Annotated in this window: 13 protein-coding genes; 8 read left to right on the top strand and 5 right to left on the bottom strand. The window is 62.8% G+C overall.

Features of this window, described 5'->3' with window-relative positions:
- Positions 1-206: 206 nt before the first annotated feature.
- Positions 207-2147, bottom strand: a complete 1941-nt coding sequence (locus tag Q0367_RS19485; RefSeq protein ID WP_298984250.1) for a protein O-mannosyl-transferase family — start codon at positions 2145-2147, stop codon at positions 207-209.
- A gap of 114 nt (positions 2148-2261) precedes the next feature.
- On the opposite strand from Q0367_RS19485, the gene Q0367_RS19480 reads away from it, so the two are divergent.
- A complete protein-coding gene (locus tag Q0367_RS19480) occupies positions 2262-3833 on the top strand; it encodes an ammonium transporter (protein WP_297638927.1) in 1572 nt (523 codons plus the stop codon).
- 55 nt (positions 3834-3888) lie between these two features.
- Here Q0367_RS19480 and Q0367_RS19475 read toward each other — a convergent pair whose 3' ends face one another.
- On the bottom strand, positions 3889-4911 hold the full coding sequence (locus Q0367_RS19475) for a serine/threonine-protein kinase (protein WP_297638924.1): 1023 nt from the start codon (positions 4909-4911) through the stop codon (positions 3889-3891).
- A 273-nt stretch (positions 4912-5184) separates the two neighbouring features.
- On the opposite strand from Q0367_RS19475, the gene Q0367_RS19470 reads away from it, so the two are divergent.
- The 6 genes from Q0367_RS19470 to Q0367_RS19445 all read left to right on the top strand — a co-directional run bounded on the left by Q0367_RS19470 (position 5185) and on the right by Q0367_RS19445 (position 10022).
- On the top strand, positions 5185-5889 hold the full coding sequence (locus tag Q0367_RS19470; protein ID WP_297638921.1) for an FHA domain-containing protein: 705 nt from the start codon (positions 5185-5187) through the stop codon (positions 5887-5889).
- Positions 5886-7097 (top strand): radical SAM family heme chaperone HemW, encoded by a 1212-nt coding sequence (hemW, locus tag Q0367_RS19465; protein WP_297638918.1) that lies wholly within the window; start codon positions 5886-5888, stop codon positions 7095-7097. Before Q0367_RS19470 ends, hemW begins: the two co-directional genes overlap by 4 nt.
- A 24-nt stretch (positions 7098-7121) precedes the next feature.
- The gene (coaD, locus tag Q0367_RS19460) at positions 7122-7664 is read left to right on the top strand and encodes a pantetheine-phosphate adenylyltransferase (protein WP_297638915.1); all 543 of its coding nucleotides are present in this window, start codon (positions 7122-7124) and stop codon (positions 7662-7664) included.
- An 80-nt stretch (positions 7665-7744) separates the two neighbouring features.
- Positions 7745-8218 (top strand): hypothetical protein, encoded by a 474-nt coding sequence (locus Q0367_RS19455; protein ID WP_297638912.1) that lies wholly within the window; start codon positions 7745-7747, stop codon positions 8216-8218.
- A 215-nt stretch (positions 8219-8433) separates the two neighbouring features.
- The gene (locus tag Q0367_RS19450) at positions 8434-9438 is read left to right on the top strand and encodes a prenyltransferase (protein WP_297638909.1); all 1005 of its coding nucleotides are present in this window, start codon (positions 8434-8436) and stop codon (positions 9436-9438) included.
- Entirely contained in the window at positions 9435-10022 is a 588-nt protein-coding gene (locus tag Q0367_RS19445) for a hypothetical protein (RefSeq protein WP_297638906.1), read from the top strand. Before Q0367_RS19450 ends, Q0367_RS19445 begins: the two co-directional genes overlap by 4 nt.
- Before the next feature lie 34 nt (positions 10023-10056).
- Here the strand turns inward: Q0367_RS19445 and Q0367_RS19440 are convergent, their stop codons facing one another.
- A complete protein-coding gene (locus Q0367_RS19440) occupies positions 10057-11826 on the bottom strand; it encodes an ABC transporter ATP-binding protein (protein ID WP_297638903.1) in 1770 nt (589 codons plus the stop codon).
- Between the two features lie 6 nt (positions 11827-11832).
- Positions 11833-13788, bottom strand: a complete 1956-nt coding sequence (locus Q0367_RS19435) for a protein O-mannosyl-transferase family (RefSeq protein ID WP_297638900.1) — start codon at positions 13786-13788, stop codon at positions 11833-11835.
- 45 nt (positions 13789-13833) lie between these two features.
- Between Q0367_RS19435 and Q0367_RS19430 the strand changes: the two genes are divergently transcribed.
- The gene (locus Q0367_RS19430) at positions 13834-14607 is read left to right on the top strand and encodes a polyprenol monophosphomannose synthase (protein WP_297638897.1); all 774 of its coding nucleotides are present in this window, start codon (positions 13834-13836) and stop codon (positions 14605-14607) included.
- Between the two features lie 20 nt (positions 14608-14627).
- Here Q0367_RS19430 and Q0367_RS19425 read toward each other — a convergent pair whose 3' ends face one another.
- Positions 14628-17495 (bottom strand): interleukin-like EMT inducer domain-containing protein, encoded by a 2868-nt coding sequence (locus Q0367_RS19425; RefSeq protein WP_298984245.1) that lies wholly within the window; start codon positions 17493-17495, stop codon positions 14628-14630.

Raw genomic sequence — 17495 nt, 5'->3', positions numbered from 1 at the left:
TAGAAAAAGAATTTTGATTGAGAATTATGATTGAAATGGAGCGTTGCGACTCCATGGTATGGTCTCAGGTTGCGGCCTCTCCCCATGCTCGTTTTTCACTTGCGAAAAATGCAATCGCAAACACACAGTGTACCATCGATGCGCTTTCATCCCCAAAAGCGATCCGTTTTGTTTTCTGTCAATCTCTGATCCAAGATGCGCTCTGATCAAAGGTGAGAGAGCGAAAATTGAATTCTGCCCACTTCCTCGAGCGTTTCTGCGTCATAGAGAATGATCAGCGCCTGCGCCTCCGACAGCTGCGCAGGCAGGGGAACCTCGTGGACATCGCGCACCTGCACGCCTGACGGCCAGGTGCGCGCGCCTGCAACCTGACGGAGAGGATAGGCGTCGACGACCGCCGGCGCCCCATCTTTGCCGACCAGCGGCGTTCCGGCGGCGTCCACGATGCGCAAGGAGACCTTGAGATCGCGTTCCACCGGCGCCAGGGGACGCCAGTACAGGGTGACGCGCAGCATCGGTCCGCCCGCCCATTCCAGCCGTTGAAAGTCGTAGCCTTCGATCTGCAACGCTCCATCCAGCAACAAAAGAGAGATAGGCGTCGAGGGCGAGTATTCCTCCACCTCGCCGCGCGGCCACACGCGCACGAGCGGCCCTTCGCCGGTGAAGCTGTACTGCTCGGCGACGCCTTCAAGCTCGCGCGTTAGATAGACCGGCGCGCCGTTTGCCATCTCCTTCTCCAGTGCTGCGCGGCGCGCTGCAGGCGGATTGGCGACGATCGGGGTCGCCGCCCGCCCAAGCCCTTCCGCCTCTTGCATGTAGCGCAGCGCCGTCATCTCGCCTTCCAGGCCGATCACGCGGCTGCCAGGTGGAAAGGCGACTTTCGCCATATCAACGGCGTAGTCATGTGCAGCCCAGTCGTGAGCGCGATTCACCGCCGCGCCCCGTCCGAAGCCCACCGTCAACAAGACGATGACGATGGGAGCGATCCAGGCTGACCAGGGCGTCGGCAAGGAGCGTCGCATCCAGGCCAGCCCGCCGCCTGCGAAGAGAGCGGCGCACAAAAAGACCGGCAGCCAGAAGACCTCCGGATCGCCGACGCGGTAATTGAGCGCGAACAACAGATTGACCGCCAGCACAGACAAAATCAACGCCCAGGCCGGTCGCTGTTTGGGATTGCGCAGGGTGAACAGGCCCAGCAAGCTCAGGAGGACGCCGAGCCAGCCCGTCTGGCGCACCCAGAGCATAAACCACCCAGAGGCGTCGTAGACGCGGCTCAGCTCGTTCATCTCGAAAAAGCTCGCATACCGTCGCGCCAGCACGTGGTCCCAAAAGCCGGCCCAGGTGTTGACATAGCTGCCGTTGAGATCGCTTACGCCCTGGGCCGCACGCAGAGGAATATAGAGATAAAGCAGCAACGGCGCCGAAAGCGCCGCCAGCCATATAAGCCAGATACGCTGCGGCCGCAGCGCTTCTGGCCTTGTCCAGAGGAAATACACCAACAATCCCGGCAGGACAAACACGACGGTGCGGTGATGCGCCAGCCCGAAGCCGATGAGCGCCGCCAACAGCGCGACGCGCCGCTCGAGAGCCTTGCGATCTGGGGGCAAGGGTTGAAGCGCCAACGCGAGGATAGCGATCACGAAGAGGTTGTGCAGCGCGTACACCTCCGCCACCGTCGCCTGCTCCCACCAGACCGGACCTAGCCCAAAGGCGAGGACGGCGGCCAGTCCGGCCCAGTTGTCCTGGCGTCCGTCGGGGGCGGTCGCCGTGATGCGCCGTGCGCAGACGAACAGCGCAGCCACCGTCGCCGCAGCGAAGAGGGCGCTCAGCAGATTCGTGCGCCACGCCCAGTTTCCCATAGGGACCAGGTGAACCCACAGCCCGCCGAGCAGCGTATACAGAGGGTAGCCGGTGGGATGGGCGATGCCAAAGGTGGGCAGTACGAGCTGAAATTCCAACGTGTCGTCGAACAGAGCAACGATCGAAGGCGCCGCTGTGACGCTGTACAGCAGCCCAAATGCCAAAAAGACAAGCCACGGGGTCGCTCTTTCCAGGAAGAGCCTTGGGACGGCGAGACGCTCCTCGCTGTTCAAGGCGTGCGGGAGTCTTCGGCGCCCGCCGTTGCGATGCGTGGATGAAGTAGCCATCCTGTACAGTCTACCATATTCCCGCCGCGCTTTGAGGAAATGCTCGCCTTTGGTATGATTGGCGCGCATTATTCTGGTTCACAGGATGCCGTAAGGGCTTTGTATGGTTCCATCATGAAACTTCAACTGGCCTATCGAACCCCCCCCCGGCGCAGGGCGTCGCTGATGTCCGCCTCCATCCTGGCTCTACTCGCCGTTGCGATGGCGCCGACGGCGGTGCAGGCGCAGGGCGAGATCGCATCTGCGCCTGCACCCTTGTCCCTGCTCACCTGGTCGCTGCTGGCCTCGGCGCTTTCCATACTGATGCCGGTCGGCTTTGTCCTGATCGGCGTGGCCGGGCTGGATCGCGAGCGGGCGTGGGGCGCAGCCCTGAGCGCGGTGGCCGCCATGGGGCTGGCGGCGATCGCTTACTGGGCGGTGGGATTTGCATTGCACTTCGGCGGCGTCGGTCTGCTGTACATGCGTCCAGAGCTACGCATGCTGGTCTGGGAGTGGACGCCGCTGCCGCCGAACTGGGGCGTCGGATGGGGCGTCGCCGGTCTCAGCGGCTGGTTCCTGGCCGGTCGCGAGGTGACTTCGCTGATGTACGCGCTCTTTTTGTCTCAGATTCCCTGGGTGTTTACAGTCGCCTTGGCGCCGGTGATGGCGCTGCGAGGTCGAGCGCCGGCCTTGGCGACGATGTTCATTGCGCTTTCGATCGGCGGCTTCGTCTATCCGCTGGCGGGCAATTGGGTGCACGGCGGCGGTTGGTTGGCGGCGCTTGGACAAAATTTGACGTTGGGGCATGGCTTCGTCGACGTCGGCGGCGCAGGCGTCGTTCACCTGCTGGCCGCAACGTTCGGCCTCGTTGCGCTGATGGTCTGGGTTCCCCGACGAGAGCGTCAGGATGGGTCGCAGCTGCCTCCGGACTATCGACCTTTGCTGACCGTGGTGGGCAGCCTTTTTGTATTGGCCGGCGCAGTGGGTTGGCTCTGGTCGAATCCACTGCACGTCGAAGCAATCGGCGAGGTTGGAATGATGCGCGGCAGCGTCAACATTTTGTTGTCGATGACCGCCGGCGCTATCGTCCCACTGTTGTACACCTGGTTTGTGGCTGGAGACAGCCATCCCACGTTAGCGGCGCGTGGTCTGGTTGCGGGTGCAGTGGCCGGGCTTGCAGCGGCGCCCTTTATGCAGCCGACGCCTGCTTTGATGATCGGCTTTCTGGCGGGCGCCACCACACCGTTCTTGACGTACGCCATCGACCATCTGGCGCGCCTGGATGACGCCACCGGGTTGGTGGCGACAGCGGGAGCTCCGGCGCTCGTGGGGCTCTTGCTCGCCGGCGTCTTCGCCGATGGCGTCAGCGGCGTGGGTTGGCAGGCGACCGGCGTCGACGCCTACCTGGGAATTGCAGGCCAGGGCGTCTCCGGGCTGTTTGTGGCGAACGGGTTTCAGCCCGATTTTCCGGGACAGCTTCAGGCGCAACTGATCGGCGTCGCAGCCTTGCTGGTCTGGGGCGTCGCCACCGGAGCGCTGATCTGCATTCCGTTGGGGCTGCTATTCTGGGGGCTGCATCATAGCGAACAGCGAGAAGAACGGGAGGGAGCTGCGTTGCAGGAGGCTTTGCATCCCTCTCTCTCCGAGCCAGAGCCGCCTCTGACCGAGCGACGGCGCACTTTTCCTTCTTTCCCTTCTGAACCCTAGATTCACAGGCGTCGAACCGTCGCTTTTCCGGTTCGACGCACCGCCGCTTCTCCTCTTAGATGACGCTGATCGCGAACGCAATCAGAAGCAAAACGGCGGCGACCGCGATCAGCAGGCTATTCTCTTTAAAAACCGCCCCCCAACTGCGTGAAGGAGGGTCCAACGGCGTCAGCGGCGTCAACAGCGTGGACGGCGTCGAAGGATAGGTGCGCAGGTCAGACCCAAACAGCATTTCGCGAAACTCGCGAGCCGAACTCGGGCGCTCGCTCGGATGCATGGAGAGGGCGCGAAAGATGGCGCGTTCGACGCGCGGGGAGACGTCGGGATTCAACTGGCGGATGGGCGTCAGCAAGCCAGGGCGCAGAAAACGCTCCTTGGCGTCGGCCGGCGGCTGCCCACAGAGCAGATGGTACAACGTGGCCGCCAGCGAATAGATGTCGCTGCGACAGTCGGTGAAGCCGGCGTCGCCGCCGTATTGCTCCAGGGGTGTATAGGCCACCGTGCCGCGTCCCTGCACGACGGTGACGGTGCGGCTGTCGTCGGTGCGAAGGATTTTGACGAGGCCGAAGTCAACCAGCTTCACCGTTCCGCGCGGAGTCACCTTAATGTTGCTGGGTTTGATGTCGCGGTGAACCACCGGCGGGTTCTGGCTGTGCATGTATTCCAAGGCGTCGAGCAGTTGGGAGGCGTAGGTGAGCACCTGCGCTTCCGACAGTCGCTCCCCGCGGCGCTGCGCCTCTTGAAGGATTTCCTGGAGGTCTTTGCCCTCCACAAAATCCATGACCAGGTATTCTCGACCGCCGATCGAAAAATAGTCCGAAACTTTGGGAAGATTGGGATGATCGAGCCGGGCCAGGATGCTGGCCTCTGTCCGGAATTGCTCTGCAATTTGCTCCAGTTCTTCCTTGGTGGCGGAGCTTTCGGTGAGGGCAGGCAACACTTCTTTGACTGCGCAGACGCGACCCGACAGCCGAAGGTCCGCCGCGCGATAGACGGCGCCCATGCCCCCTTGCCCAACCAACTCTTGGATCTCGTATCTTCCTCGTAGAACCTTGCCGGTTTCCAGTATATGGTGCATGCTAGTCAACGATCGAATCTGTATCAGGAGAAATAGGCTGAATCATTTTTTACGTTTCGCAACTCTGGTATAATACGCACATCCGGAAGTCAGGATGCAACGGCGAGCAAACGGATGCATCGAAGGAGAGCGTTGGGAAATCCATGAGTAAATTCATCAATGTTCTCCATTATGCGCGCCCCAGCAGGCGCTGTCAATTCGTTTAAGTGCGTTTTCGACGGCGCGTGCGCGAACATTCGCCTGACGGACCATCCAGTCTTGGAGAGAGAGCCAATGTCATCTGAAGGGAACCACGAATCCACCAATGGCGTCGAGTCTGTCCACGAGGGCGGGCCGAAAGAGAACGCCATGCTTGTCTTGCAACGCGGCCTTGAAGCCGGTCGCCGCTGGCCGCTGGATCGCAAGCATCCGCTCACCATCGGTCGCGATGAAGCATGCGACATCCATCTGCCCGATCGACAGGTGAGCCGACGCCATGCACGCGTGTTCTGGAGCCAGGATCGCTACTACGTGGAAGACCTGGGCAGCAAGAACGGCACGCATGTGAACGGCCAGGCGGTGCTGCCCAACGCGCCGCAGCCTTTACAAGACGGCGACGAGATACAGATCGCCTTGCGTTTCAAGCTGGCCTTCGTCGACGCCGGCGCAACGACGCCGCTTTCGATCGACAGCGAGAAGCAAGGCCTGCGCATCGACAAAGAAACGCGCCAGGTCTGGGTGAACGGTATCCTGATCGATCCGCCGCTCAGCCTCCACCAATACCGGCTGCTGGAAGCGCTTTGGAACGCCGGCGGCAGCGTGATCACCCGAGAACAGATCATCGAAGCGGTCTGGCCAGAGGCCGCCAGTGAAGGGGTGAGCGAGCAGGCGATCGACGCCCTGGTGCGTCGCTTGCGCGAGCGCATCGAAGAGTGTGACAATGAGTTTCGTTATATCCTTACCGTGCGCGGGCACGGATTCCGTCTGGAAAATCGATGAACGACTTGCCCCGCCTGGGGTTGTACATCCACATCCCATTTTGTGAACGAAAGTGCCCTTACTGCGACTTCAACACCTATGCGGGGTTGGAGGCGCTCTATCAGGCCACGGTCGAGGCGCTGATCGCCGAGATGGCTCGCTGGGCCGATCCGCTGGCGGGGCGCACTATTTCGACCGTCTTTGTCGGCGGCGGGACGCCCACCGTGCTGTCGCCGAGACAGCTCGAGCAGTTGTTTGTTGCAGTGCATCGCACGTTCCACGTCGGTGAGGACGTCGAAATCACGTGCGAGGCCAATCCCGGCGCTGTGGATCGGGAAAAATTCGCCGCCCTGCGCGCCTTGGGTGTGAATCGTCTGAGCATGGGAGTGCAGAGCTTCCAGGCGGAGGAGCTTCGCCTGCTCGGACGCATTCATTCGGCCGAAGACGCACGCGTGGCGTATGACATGGCCAGACGGGCGGGCTTCGACAACATCAACCTGGATTTTATCTTCGGGCTTCCTCAGCAGAGCGCGGAAGCCTGGGCTCAGACCCTGGAGGAGGCGCTCGCGCTTCAACCCGAGCACTTGAGCCTGTACAGTTTGATTGTCGAACCGGATACGCCATTCTTTCATTGGGTGAACAGCGGCAAGATCGCTGCTCCTGATGAAGACCTTTCCGCCGCATTTTATGAGATGGCGATGGAGCGATTGGCGCAAGCCGGCTATCTGCATTATGAAATTTCCAACTGGGCTCGACGTGCAAGTTCGACGGACTCGGAAAGCGAGACGCCCCACTTCGCCTGTCGGCATAATTTGCTTTACTGGCGCAACGAGGACTACCTCGGCGTGGGGCCGGGCGCCCATAGCCATCTACGGATGCCGGGAAATGGCTCATACATCGAACAGCGCTGGGGCAACGTGCGACCGGTTCGCACCTATGTTCGACGCACATGTGAAGGCGAACCGCTCGCAGAATTCGTCGAGGACATTTCACCCCCTCTAGCCATGGGAGAAAGCATGATGCTGGGTTTGCGGTTGGTGCGCGAAGGAGTACGCCTGGATCGGTTTGCGGCGCTCCATGGGCGCTCTCCGGCTCAGGTGTTCGAGCATGAACTGAGGCGGTTGAGCGCAGCCGGTCTGCTGACGCTGGACGCCGAGCGCATTCGTCTGAGCAGACGCGGCGTGCTGTTCGGCAATCAGGTGTTTCTCCAGTTTTTGCCTGAAGCGTAACGCAACAAAGAAAAGGCGATCGCTATGGTGCGCGCACTCTATCCAGGAACGTTCGATCCCATCCATAACGGCCACATCGATATTGCCGTACGCGCCAGCGTGCTCTTTGACGAGGTGGTGTTGGCGATTTACGAGGCGCCGCCCAAAAAACTCCTGTTCAGCACCCAGGAGCGCGTGGAATTGGCGCAACAGGCGCTGGACCACCTCCCCAATCTGCGCGTTGTTTCCTACTCCGGCCTGACGGTGGAGTGTGCGCGCCAGCACAAGGCGGACGTCATCGTGCGCGGCCTGCGCAATGTGGCCGACTTTGAATATGAACAGCAGATCGGCTGGGCGAACGCCGGACTGGCGCCGGAGATTGAGCTTTGTTGCCTGTTCTGCAGCAGTGAGTACGCCTATCTGAGCGCCACCATTCTCAAAGAAGTCGCCAATCTGGGCGGAGAATGCAGCGCATGGGCGCCCCCTCACGTCGTGGAGGCCCTGAGCCGCAAGTTCGATCGCCCGCTGCGCAGCGGCGCTCCTAAAATCTATCTTCGTCGTGAAGAGAAGCTCGTCCATCGCGATTGAGCACAGTCCGATCGGTTAGCCCTTGAAGTTTCGCCGGTTTGGCGCTTCGCAACGCTTGCAGGAGGTGTCCCATCGCTATCTTGCAGATCATCGATCAACTAGAAGCGCTGATCGAAAACAGCCGACGCGTGCCGATGTCCTCGCTGCGTATGGTGGACGCCAACGCCGCCAGGGAGATGATCGAGCGTCTGCGCGTCAATGTGCCGGCCTCGATCATCGAAAGCGAGCGCATGTTGCAGGAGCGCGAGCGCATCCTGGAAGCCGCCGAGGCGGAGGCCGCCGCCATCGTCGAGCAGGCGAAACGCCGGGCGCAGGAGCTCCTCAGCCACGACGCCCTGGTCGCCGCCGCAAAGCGAGAAGCGGAGCGCATCGTCCTCGACTCCCAATTGGCGGCGCAGCGACGTCGCGACGAAGCGGATCGCTACGCCGCCAGCGTGCTCGAAGAACTGGCCGAAAAGCTGCATGTGATCAGCCGACAGGTGGAAAACGGTCTGGAGCTGTTACGGCAGAATCTCGAACTGGGCCGACCCGAGCGGCCCGAGCAAAAAGAGTGAAAATGGTGAAAAACCATCTTGACCTTCCTTGCGCAAGATGTTACGATAGCAAGCGAGTAATCTAATCATTCAGTCCTCAATTTTGCCGGTGGTGTTTGCGTAAACGCGTAAGCGTCCGGGGCTGAACAGTCGCCAGAGATTTCTCCCTGCCGTTCGATTTCAAATCCATACGGCGTCCAGCAGAAATCGGTCTGAGCAGATGAGCGACTTCGATCATGACGCATTACTCAGGTGGCCAGGCAAGTGAATCCTCTTCATTGCTGAGACGCCTCCAACTGGAAGGCGAGCGACGCATGGCCGAAACGTCGATCATTGCTGTGCTGTCGGCGTTGCGTCCGGACATGACGATGGCGCTCGTTTTGCCCTCCGTCATGGCGGCTGTCATCGGAGGCTGGTGGCAGGGGGCGCTGGTGTGGCCCAACTTTCTCTTCGCCATCGTCAGCGTGCTTCTCTCGGCGTTCGCTTTTCAAATGCTGAGCGCCTATCAAGATTTTCAGCAAAGCTTGCGCAGCGAGGCGCGGCCGGCCACCGACCTTCCCAATAGCGCCTTCATGCTCCAGCAGAACGGCATTCTGCCGCCCACCTTGCTGCTCAACATGGGCGCCCTGCTGTACACCGCAAGCGCCCTGTGCGGCCTCTGGCTGGCGCTGTTCGCCGGTTGGCCTGTGCTCTTCTTCGGCGCCCTGGCTTTTCTGCTGCAGCTCGGCGCCGTGATTTCGCCCGTCCGTTACGCCTACCGGGGCTATGGAATGGGCGAGCTGGGGGTGTTCACCGCCTTTGGACTCCTGTCGCTCGTGAGCGCCTATTATGCGCAGACGCGGGCGCTGAGCTGGTTGCCTGTGCTCGGCGGCCTGCCCATCTCCCTGCTCGTCCTTCTGGTCGTCCTTAGCCAAAATCTGACGACGCTGCGCCGCGACTGGCTGATCGGCAAGCGCACCCTCGCCGTGATCTTGGGCCCGGCGCGCGCTCTCGACCTGAACGTGGTCGTCACGATGCTCGCCTACGCCAGCATTCTCGCCGTCACCGTGCTCACGCCGTTGCCGCTTTGGTATCTCGTCGGGCTGGCCACCTTGCCGCTGGCGATGGGCGTCTTTTCCGAAGTGAGCCGCAATCTCACGGCGCCGGAAGAGGCTGTGCGCCTGCGCAGCGCTGCGTTGAAGGCCGTCTTCTGGACGACCGTGTTGTGCATCGCCGCTTTGTTCATCAGTCGCCCCGGGTGAACCGTTTTCCGAACGTCCTCCACCGTTCAACGCCCCCTCCCACCCTGACGCTGGACCGCAGGGCCTTCTATGAGCTGGCCGAAGAGTGTCGCGCCTATGCCACCGAGCTGGCCAACTACGATCAACATCGCGTCAACCTTCAACAGTGCCATCGCTTCAACGCGTGGCTGGCGCACCTGAAACGCTACGACCGCTTACAGCCCCGGCTGGCGACGCTCTCCGCTGCACGGCCTATCGCCCGCTGGCAGGTCGTTGCGCTCATGATGATCCTCTGGTTTTTCCTCGCCCTGTCGCTGCCGGGCAGGGTCAGTCAACAGCTGGCGACGGTCATGATGGGAAGCTGGCTGTTGAGCATCGTCGCCGTCTTCTTCATCCCGGAATCCGTCTACGGGACCACCATCGAGCTGCTGGAGGGCAAGGTGTTGCGCGTGGTCGATGCGTTGCTCGAAATTCTGGAGAGCGGCGCCATGGAGTTCACCGAGGCGGCCTTCTTCAAGGCGCGCGAAAATTTGCTGGCGGCGCGCACCGAGCTGCGCCAGCAGATCGACTTGGCGCACCGCCCCCCCAACGGGCCGATCTTGTAGAATCGGTGGTGCGGCCGCACAAATGTTACAGCTGTTACAGCCGCGCAAAGATGTCCCGATAGGCTTGCGAACGTTCGAGCAGCTCTGCGTGCGTCCCTTGCGCAACGACGCGGCCCTTGCGCAGCACGACGATCTTGTCCGCCCAGCGAATTTGCGAAAGACGATGCGTGATGAGGATGGTCGTGCGTCCCTGGCTGGCGCGCTCGATGGCGCGCTGAATCTGGTCCTCGGTGGCGCTGTCGATGGCGCTGGTGGAATCGTCCAGGATCAAGATGGCGGGATTGGTCAGAAAGGCGCGCGCCAGGGCGATGCGCTGCCGCTGACCGCCGGAGAGCATCATGCCGCGCTCGCCGACGACGGTGGCGTAGCCCTCCGGAAAGCTCATGATGAAATCGTGCGCCTGCGCCGCGCGCGCCGCTTCTTCGATCTCCTCCTGCGTGGCGTCGGGTTTGCCAAAAGCAATGTTTTCCGCAATCGATCTGCTAAACAGAAAAATATCTTGCTCGATGATGGAAATCTGACGCCGCAGCGCCTCCAGGTTCCAGTTGCGCACGTCGACGCCGTCGATGGCGATGCAGCCGGCGTCGACGTCGTAGATGCGGTTGATCAACTTGGCGACGGTGCTTTTGCCGGCGCCCGTCTGCCCCACCAGCGCCAGCGTCTGTCCGGCCTCGATGGAGAAGGAGACATCCTCCAGGGCGTTCTGCGCCGCGTCGCCGTCGCCATAGGGATAGTGGAAGGTCACGCGCTCGAAGGCGACCGCTCCGCGCATCGGCCCCGCATACCCGCCGACGTTCTGGTCGACGACCGCCTGCTCGCGGATCAGCTCCAGGATGCGTCGCGCGCTGGAAAGGCCGGAGGCCACCTGCGAATAGGCAAAGAGCGAGGTGAAGACCGGAAAGTCGAAGAGTGAAATCAACCCGACGTAGGCCGCCACCGCGCCCACGGTGATGACGCCCTGATAGTAGAGGTAGAGCGCCTGACCGAAGGCGACGCCGGTCGCCACGGCCAGCAGCAGCAACGGCAGAAAGCGCGCCTCGACGCGCGCCTGCGCTACGACGGCGTCGCGCACGCGGGCGGCGTTGCGCTCGAAGAGGGCGACTTCGCGCTCCTCTTGCGCTGCGCCTTTGACCGTCTCGATGCCTTCGATCGCCTCGGTCAGCCGTGCGTTCATCTGGCCGAAGGCGCGGCGCACGGCGGCGGTGACCGGCTGCAAACTGCGCAGGTAATGCCACATCGCCAACAGGTAGCCGATGGCGAAGAGCACAGGCACGATGACCAACGTCGGGTGATAGCGCGGGGCGACGACGATGGGCATCACCAGAAAGATCGCCGAGCCGATCACCAGGTTGAGGCCCGGCGCCATCATCAGCGCCAGCTCGCGCACGTCGTTGGTGGCGCGCGCCATCACGTCGCCGGTGGCGTGCATGTCGTGAAAACCCATGCTCTTGCCCAACAGCTCGCCGTACAGCTCTCGGCGCGCGTCGCGCTCCAGCCGCTGTCCGAGCACTTCGCTGCCGAAGTTGCGCGCCAGCTGCAGGCCCGACCGCACAAGCTGGCTGAGCACCAACAGGAGGCAGGCGATCGCCAAAGCGCGCAGATCCGTCGCCCCGCCGGTGACGGCGTCAAACGCCTGACCAGTGAAGATGGGAATGGCCGCCGCCAGCGCTGCGTTGCCGATGGCGCCGGCGAGAATGACGGCGATGATCGGCCAATTGCGTCGCACATGGGAAAAGATCCACCAGCCTGCGCTCTTGCGATTGGAGCGCCAGGGTTGAACGACGGTGAATTCACTGCTCGTCATCTTGCGTTACTCGCTTTCAGGGAGGAGGAATTCCAACGGCGCCGCCAGCAGCTCGCCGTCTGCGCTGCGATACATGCCCACCAGCATACGCCTTGGTTCTGCGTCGGTCTGTAAGAAGAGCTCATGCCGCTCCACCAGCGTCTCGTCCGTTTTCCACAGAGACGTCGGATAGTAAACGCCCCCTGGCGGACGGTCGCTTTGGCCGACTTTTTCGCCTTCGGCGTCGAAAAGCTGCACGGTGGTCGTGTAGGTATCCGCCAAAGGCGTCTTCACCCGCCACATCAGCGTCACCTCAACGCCTTCCGGTGTGGGCGTCCATGTGTAGCCGAGCAGCAAAAGCGGTCCATAGGGCGCATCCAGGCGCACGGCCGGGGCCTCTACAGCGTGGGAACCCATCACTTCCACCAGCGGCGGCGTGCGCGGCTCCAGCGCAAAGCGCGCTTCCAGCCCCGGCATCGCCTTGATCAGATACACCGGCTGCGCCCCGCCCTCGTCGAGCGCCGTCTGCACGGTGGCGCCGATGTCCTGAAAGCGCGCGCCGGGCGCAATCAACGGGAAAAGGCCCGTGTGTCCTTTGCCACGGCCCTCGACCACTTGCAGGTAAAAGAGCGGAACCATCTCGTTGCGGTCGTTGCTGATCAGGATAGCGTCGGCGGGTGGATCGGCCCCCAGGATCGCCTCCCACTGGGCGCGTGCGGCCACACTTTCAGACTTGAGCGAGTCGAAAAGGGGTGCATAAGCGATCCACAGCTGAAGCGGCAAAATGAACAGGACAAGCAGCAGGCCAACGCTCCACGCCGGAGGCTGAACGTTCGTTGGCGTCCGCTCGGCGAAGCGAAAGCCGGCTCCAATGCCGAGGCCGGCGAACGCAATCCAGATGCTGGCGATAAGATAGAGTGGGATGTAATAGACGAAGATGTCGCCGATGGCGTAGAACAAATTGAAACCCTGCTGCAAGACAAAATAGCTCAAGGTCAGCGTCAGCAGCGGCCAGGCGCGCAGGCGCACCAACACAAACAGCCCAAGCGCAATCAACAGCAGACCGGTCCATTCAAAATGGCGCAGCCAGAGCACCAGGGCCGTCGGCGCAGCGGCCAGGGCGGCGCCGAGGTCGTGAAAACCGACGGAGATCGAGCGGCCGGTGATAAAATCGAAAAAAGCGGCGGGCGTGTTGTCGAAGAGGGTGAGGACGCCGTCGCCCAGCCGCTGATGATACCAGGGCGAGGCGTGCGGCCCGCTGCGCAGTGGGATGTACAAATAGAGAAGCAGCGGCGCCAGGCCGGCGGGAATCGCCCACAGCCAGGCGCGAAGGCTGCGAAACCAGTCTCTGCGCCACGCAAACAGGGCGAGCAGCAGCGCAGGCCCCAGCAGCGCGGTGGTGGCGTGATGGGTCAGCCCCAGTCCGAAGCAAAAGGCCAGCAGAGCGAAACGCCGTGCAAAATCCTCATCGCTCAGCGCCTCGACGAGCAGGATGCGCCCGGCCGCCCACAGGATGCCGATCAACAGCAAGACGTGCAGCGTGTAGACCTCGGCCTGGATCGCCTGGCTGCGCACCGTTGGGTTGGCGACGAAAAAAGCGACGGCCAGCGCTGCGGACAGGCGTCGCGTCGTCGGCGCAGCGGGCAGCCACTGCACGAGCAGCAGGTAAAGCGCGCCCGCCGCAGCCGCTGCAAAGACGGCGCTGAGAACGTTGAGCGACGCCGCCGGCGAGACGCCAAACCAGGCCCAGAGATGTTGCCAGAGGCCGCCGATGATCAGGTAGAGCGGATAGCCGGTGGCGTGCGCCAGCCCGAAGTTCCACGCCGCGAACTGAAACTCGCCGGCATCCCCGGGCAGCAGGTCGAGCGGGGTTGCGCGCGCCAGCAGGCCGACGACCAGCGCGCCGATCACGACGGCGACGCGCCGGTCCGCAGAGGAGATGGGCTGAAGCTGTGCAAGCAAGCCGGATTTGACCGTGTTCATTCCCTGACCGATAATGTTCTGGTTTTGAATGCTTACCAACAGTCTATGATGGACGATTCATGGCATGGCCGGGCGCTGGTGATTGTGCCCACCTACAACGAACGTGAGAACCTGGCGCAACTGGTCGGACGTCTGCGCGGCCTGCCCGGCGACGTCCACGTATTGGTGATCGACGACGCCTCGCCTGACGGCACCGGCGCCATCGCCGATGCGCTCGCCGCCGACGATCCCGGCGTGCGCGTGCTGCACCGTTCCGGCAAGCTGGGGTTGGGCACCGCCTACAGAGCGGGCTTTCGCTATGGCCTGGAGCAGGGCTACGAGTACATCTGCACGATGGACGCCGACTTCAGCCACAGCCCGGAGAGCCTGCCCAATCTCCTCGACATGGCCGCCGATGGCCACGATCTTGTGATCGGCAGCCGCTACGTGCCCGGCGGCGCCGTCGTCGGCTGGCCCGTTTTGCGCAAAGTGATCAGCTTCGCCGCCAACGCGCTGGCGCACACGGTGCTCGGCGTGAGCGCACGCGACTGCACCGCCGGCTTTCGCTGTTATCGCCGCCGCGTGCTGGAAGCGCTCGACCTTGACGCCATCTTCAGCAGCGGCTATAGCTTTCTGATCGAGATGGCCTTTATCGTCGAGCGCGCCGGCTTTCGCGTGGGCGAGACCCCGATCACCTTCGTCAACCGCACCCAAGGCTCCAGCAAGATCAACCGGCGCGAAATCTTCAAAGCCATGTACACCATCGTGCGCCTGCGCACGCAAGCGCTCCCCTGGGATCGCATCATGGCGACGTATCACGCCCGCCGCGGCGCCGGTTAACTCACCGATCATCTTGCGCTTCATCTGCTGATCTGTACGGAATCGACCGCAGCAGCCAGCGGCCGTCGGTCTCGGTTAAGGCTCACGCGCAGGAACGCTTCGTCGGCGTCGATCGCCTGAGCGGCCGAACCTGGAGCCGCCCCCTTCACGCCAACAACGGCGAAATGCCGGCCGCGCACCTCTGTAAGCGTCAATGCAGCGCCGACGCTCTCCAAGGCCTTCAGGGCCTCTTCGCTCAGGTGGTTCGTCGCTTCGCCATAAGTGACGACCAGCGTCGGCGCTCCGACCGGAATTTGCTCTACGAAGGCGATCAGCCGCTCGTTTTCTGCTTCCGAAGCTGTGGTGTCGAAGCCGACCTTGTCGAGCACGCGGCCGGTGCGACGGTCGAGCACCGTGATGTTGATCCCGCGGCGGCCGGCGGAGCCGTCGATCTGGCGGCCCTCCTCATCGAAGAGCGCAATGAAGCCGCCTTCGGCGAACGCCTTGAGGTCGGCGTCGATGGGGAGCTCCACGCCGGTGGCGCCGATCATGCGCTCTCCGGGGATAACCTGGCGCGGGACCGCGGCGTATCCCCATGTCAGCTCCAGGCGGTTCAGTCCATTTTTCAGCAGTGCGCCCGACGCCGCCCATGCAAGCGTATGCCAGCCGTCGGGCAGCGGCTGCGCGTCGAGGCGATGGCCGTTGATCGTGAGCGCAACCTGTTGCGGCGGACTGTTGGGATAGGCGAAGGGATGGGCGGTCACCTGAATGCGATAGACGGCGTCCGCATTCACCCGCCGCAGAGGCATGAAGAGGCGGCTGCTGCGCCCTGTCGCCCAAACCGCGCTTGCGCCGTATGGAGCGTCCACTTCCGCCTCGTCCCAGCCTTCCCCGCGATAGGCGAAAGTGCCCGGCTCACCCAGGTTCAGATAGAACTGATCGCCGCCCGCCGGCTGGATCACCCGATAGGCTTCAATGCCATCTTCCGCCCAGAAGGGCGCTGGCTCCAACGGCAACGTGCGCTTGACGAAATCCCAGGCGTCCTGCCACGTGTCGGAGTAGGGCGGCCGGTCGGGGATGGGTGGAAAGAGCAACACATAGCGCGTATCATAGAGATACATGAGGTCTTCCGCCTGCCCGATCGCCGCCTCCAGCGTTTCCGGAGGGACCGGTCGGCCAAATTGGACGTCGGTCAACGCTTTGAAGTAGGGGATGCGCTCAAAGTATTGCATTTTGAACGCGGGCGCGCGGCTGATGTTGCCACCCAGCATCGGTTTGCCGTGGGCGGATTGGTAGTATTGCAGCAGCGTATTTTCGGGGCCGAAGACGCCGAAGCTGTTGCGCCAGCCGAGAGGAAGCTGGAGGATGCTGAACTCGCCCGGCTCGGCGGCGATTGTCTCGTAGACGGCGGGGATGCGCGCGTCGGTGAGCGGAAGGGGCAGCGCCAGATGCTCGAACAGGATGGCGGCGGTCAGCGCTGTGGCCACCGTCGGTCGCAGCCAGGCGCTGTTCATGGTCAGGCGACGTCTGCGCGCCTGGTCGAGCAGCCAGTAGAGGCCGTAGCCGACCAGCACGGCAAGCCCCAACATGAGCAGGACGCTGTTACGGTTGGGCGCCCGGTTGGCCTTGACGATCGGGATGAAGTGCAGCAAAAGGAAGGGCAGGGGCACGGTCGTCTCCAGGCCGTCGAGATCAAAACGATACCGCCCGTTGATCTGAAGCAGCGGCCCCAATGTCAACACACCGAAGACGAGCGCCGTCCACACCCAGAGTTTCACCCTGCGCCAGTGCGTCAACGCCCCCACCAGCGCCAGCGCCAGCGTCGCCCAGCCGAGAAAGACGGTGTTGATGTCGCGGAAGCCGGTCAGATCCGGGTTGATCGCCCGCTGCTGCACAAGCCGCATCTCGCGCACGACGTCGCCGCCGAAGATGGGATGAAAGACCGTCGCCGTAAACCACCCCAACAGGTCGGCGCTTAACATCAGCGCGTCGCCCCATCCCTCCAGGTCATAGTCGGCGCTGAAAAAGGTGCGCAGAATGGGGATTAGCGCCGGAGACCAGACGAGGAAGGCGACAAGGCCGAGGAGAAGAAGCGAAGAGGCGAGCGTGCGAGCGCGGGAGAGCGTGAGGCGGCGGTTGGATTGCGCAGCGTGGGCGACCGGAGCGTTCGAGGTCTGGCCCTCTCTCAGGCGCACGAGCAGCGCAATGATCGTGAACATCGCCAAAAAGAGGGCGCTGATCATCTCCGCCAGGCCGGTGAGCGCAAAGAACAGGCCGCCCAGGATGGCCCACTTGTGCCGCCGCGCCGGAGAGAGATTCAGGTCGAAGGCGCGCAGCAACGCCAGCGCGTAGAACGGAATCCACTGCGTCGTCGTCATGTCGTAGTGGCCCAGCGCCGCGTAGACGGAGCGGTTTGAGGCGAAGGCGTACACGGCGCCGGCGATGAAGGCGGCCAGAAAGACCGGAGCGCCGAGCTCGCGAGACGGCGTGCGGCCCTTTTCTTTTTCCAGCTTTGTCAGCAGAGAGAGCGTCAGCAGCCAGGTTCCATAGCCGCTCAGGATCGTGCTCGTCAACAGGGCGACGTTGCTGGCGAACGGCAGGTTCACGGCCAACGCCAGCGGCAGCGCAGCCAGGACGTGATAAAAGTTGTACGTGTAGAGAATCAAATCGATGCCGAGCGGGAACCAGATCAGCTCGCTGTGCAGTGGCGATTGCAGGGTTTCGAGCAGCGCATGTTTGAAATACCAGATGTTCCAGACGAAGGTGGCCTCGTCGAAAGCCCACTGCGGCACGCCCGGGACATGGGTCGCGATGTGCGGAAGCAGAGGCCAGCTCAGGGCCACGCTCAAAAGCGTGTACGCCGCCAGCGCCAAGAGATGACGGCGCGCAGCCAAGGAAAATCGATGCAT

Source organism: uncultured Caldilinea sp. (assembly GCF_937128415.1).
GTDB lineage: Bacteria > Chloroflexota > Anaerolineae > Caldilineales > Caldilineaceae > Caldilinea.
The sequence above is the reverse complement of the archived record's forward strand: the minus strand, read 5'-3'. Positions and strand labels throughout refer to the sequence as shown.

Coding starts and splice junctions, on each gene's coding strand:
- Q0367_RS19485 (WP_298984250.1), bottom strand. CDS start 2,147: ATGGCTACTTCATCCACGCATCGCAACGGCGGGCGCCGAAGACTCCCG.
- Q0367_RS19480 (WP_297638927.1), top strand. CDS start 2,262: ATGAAACTTCAACTGGCCTATCGAACCCCCCCCCGGCGCAGGGCGTCG.
- Q0367_RS19475 (WP_297638924.1), bottom strand. CDS start 4,911: ATGCACCATATACTGGAAACCGGCAAGGTTCTACGAGGAAGATACGAG.
- Q0367_RS19470 (WP_297638921.1), top strand. CDS start 5,185: ATGTCATCTGAAGGGAACCACGAATCCACCAATGGCGTCGAGTCTGTC.
- hemW (WP_297638918.1), top strand. CDS start 5,886: ATGAACGACTTGCCCCGCCTGGGGTTGTACATCCACATCCCATTTTGT.
- coaD (WP_297638915.1), top strand. CDS start 7,122: ATGGTGCGCGCACTCTATCCAGGAACGTTCGATCCCATCCATAACGGC.
- Q0367_RS19450 (WP_297638909.1), top strand. CDS start 8,434: ATGACGCATTACTCAGGTGGCCAGGCAAGTGAATCCTCTTCATTGCTG.
- Q0367_RS19440 (WP_297638903.1), bottom strand. CDS start 11,826: ATGACGAGCAGTGAATTCACCGTCGTTCAACCCTGGCGCTCCAATCGC.
- Q0367_RS19435 (WP_297638900.1), bottom strand. CDS start 13,788: ATGAACACGGTCAAATCCGGCTTGCTTGCACAGCTTCAGCCCATCTCC.
- Q0367_RS19430 (WP_297638897.1), top strand. CDS start 13,834: ATGATGGACGATTCATGGCATGGCCGGGCGCTGGTGATTGTGCCCACC.
- Q0367_RS19425 (WP_298984245.1), bottom strand. CDS start 17,495: ATGCATCGATTTTCCTTGGCTGCGCGCCGTCATCTCTTGGCGCTGGCG.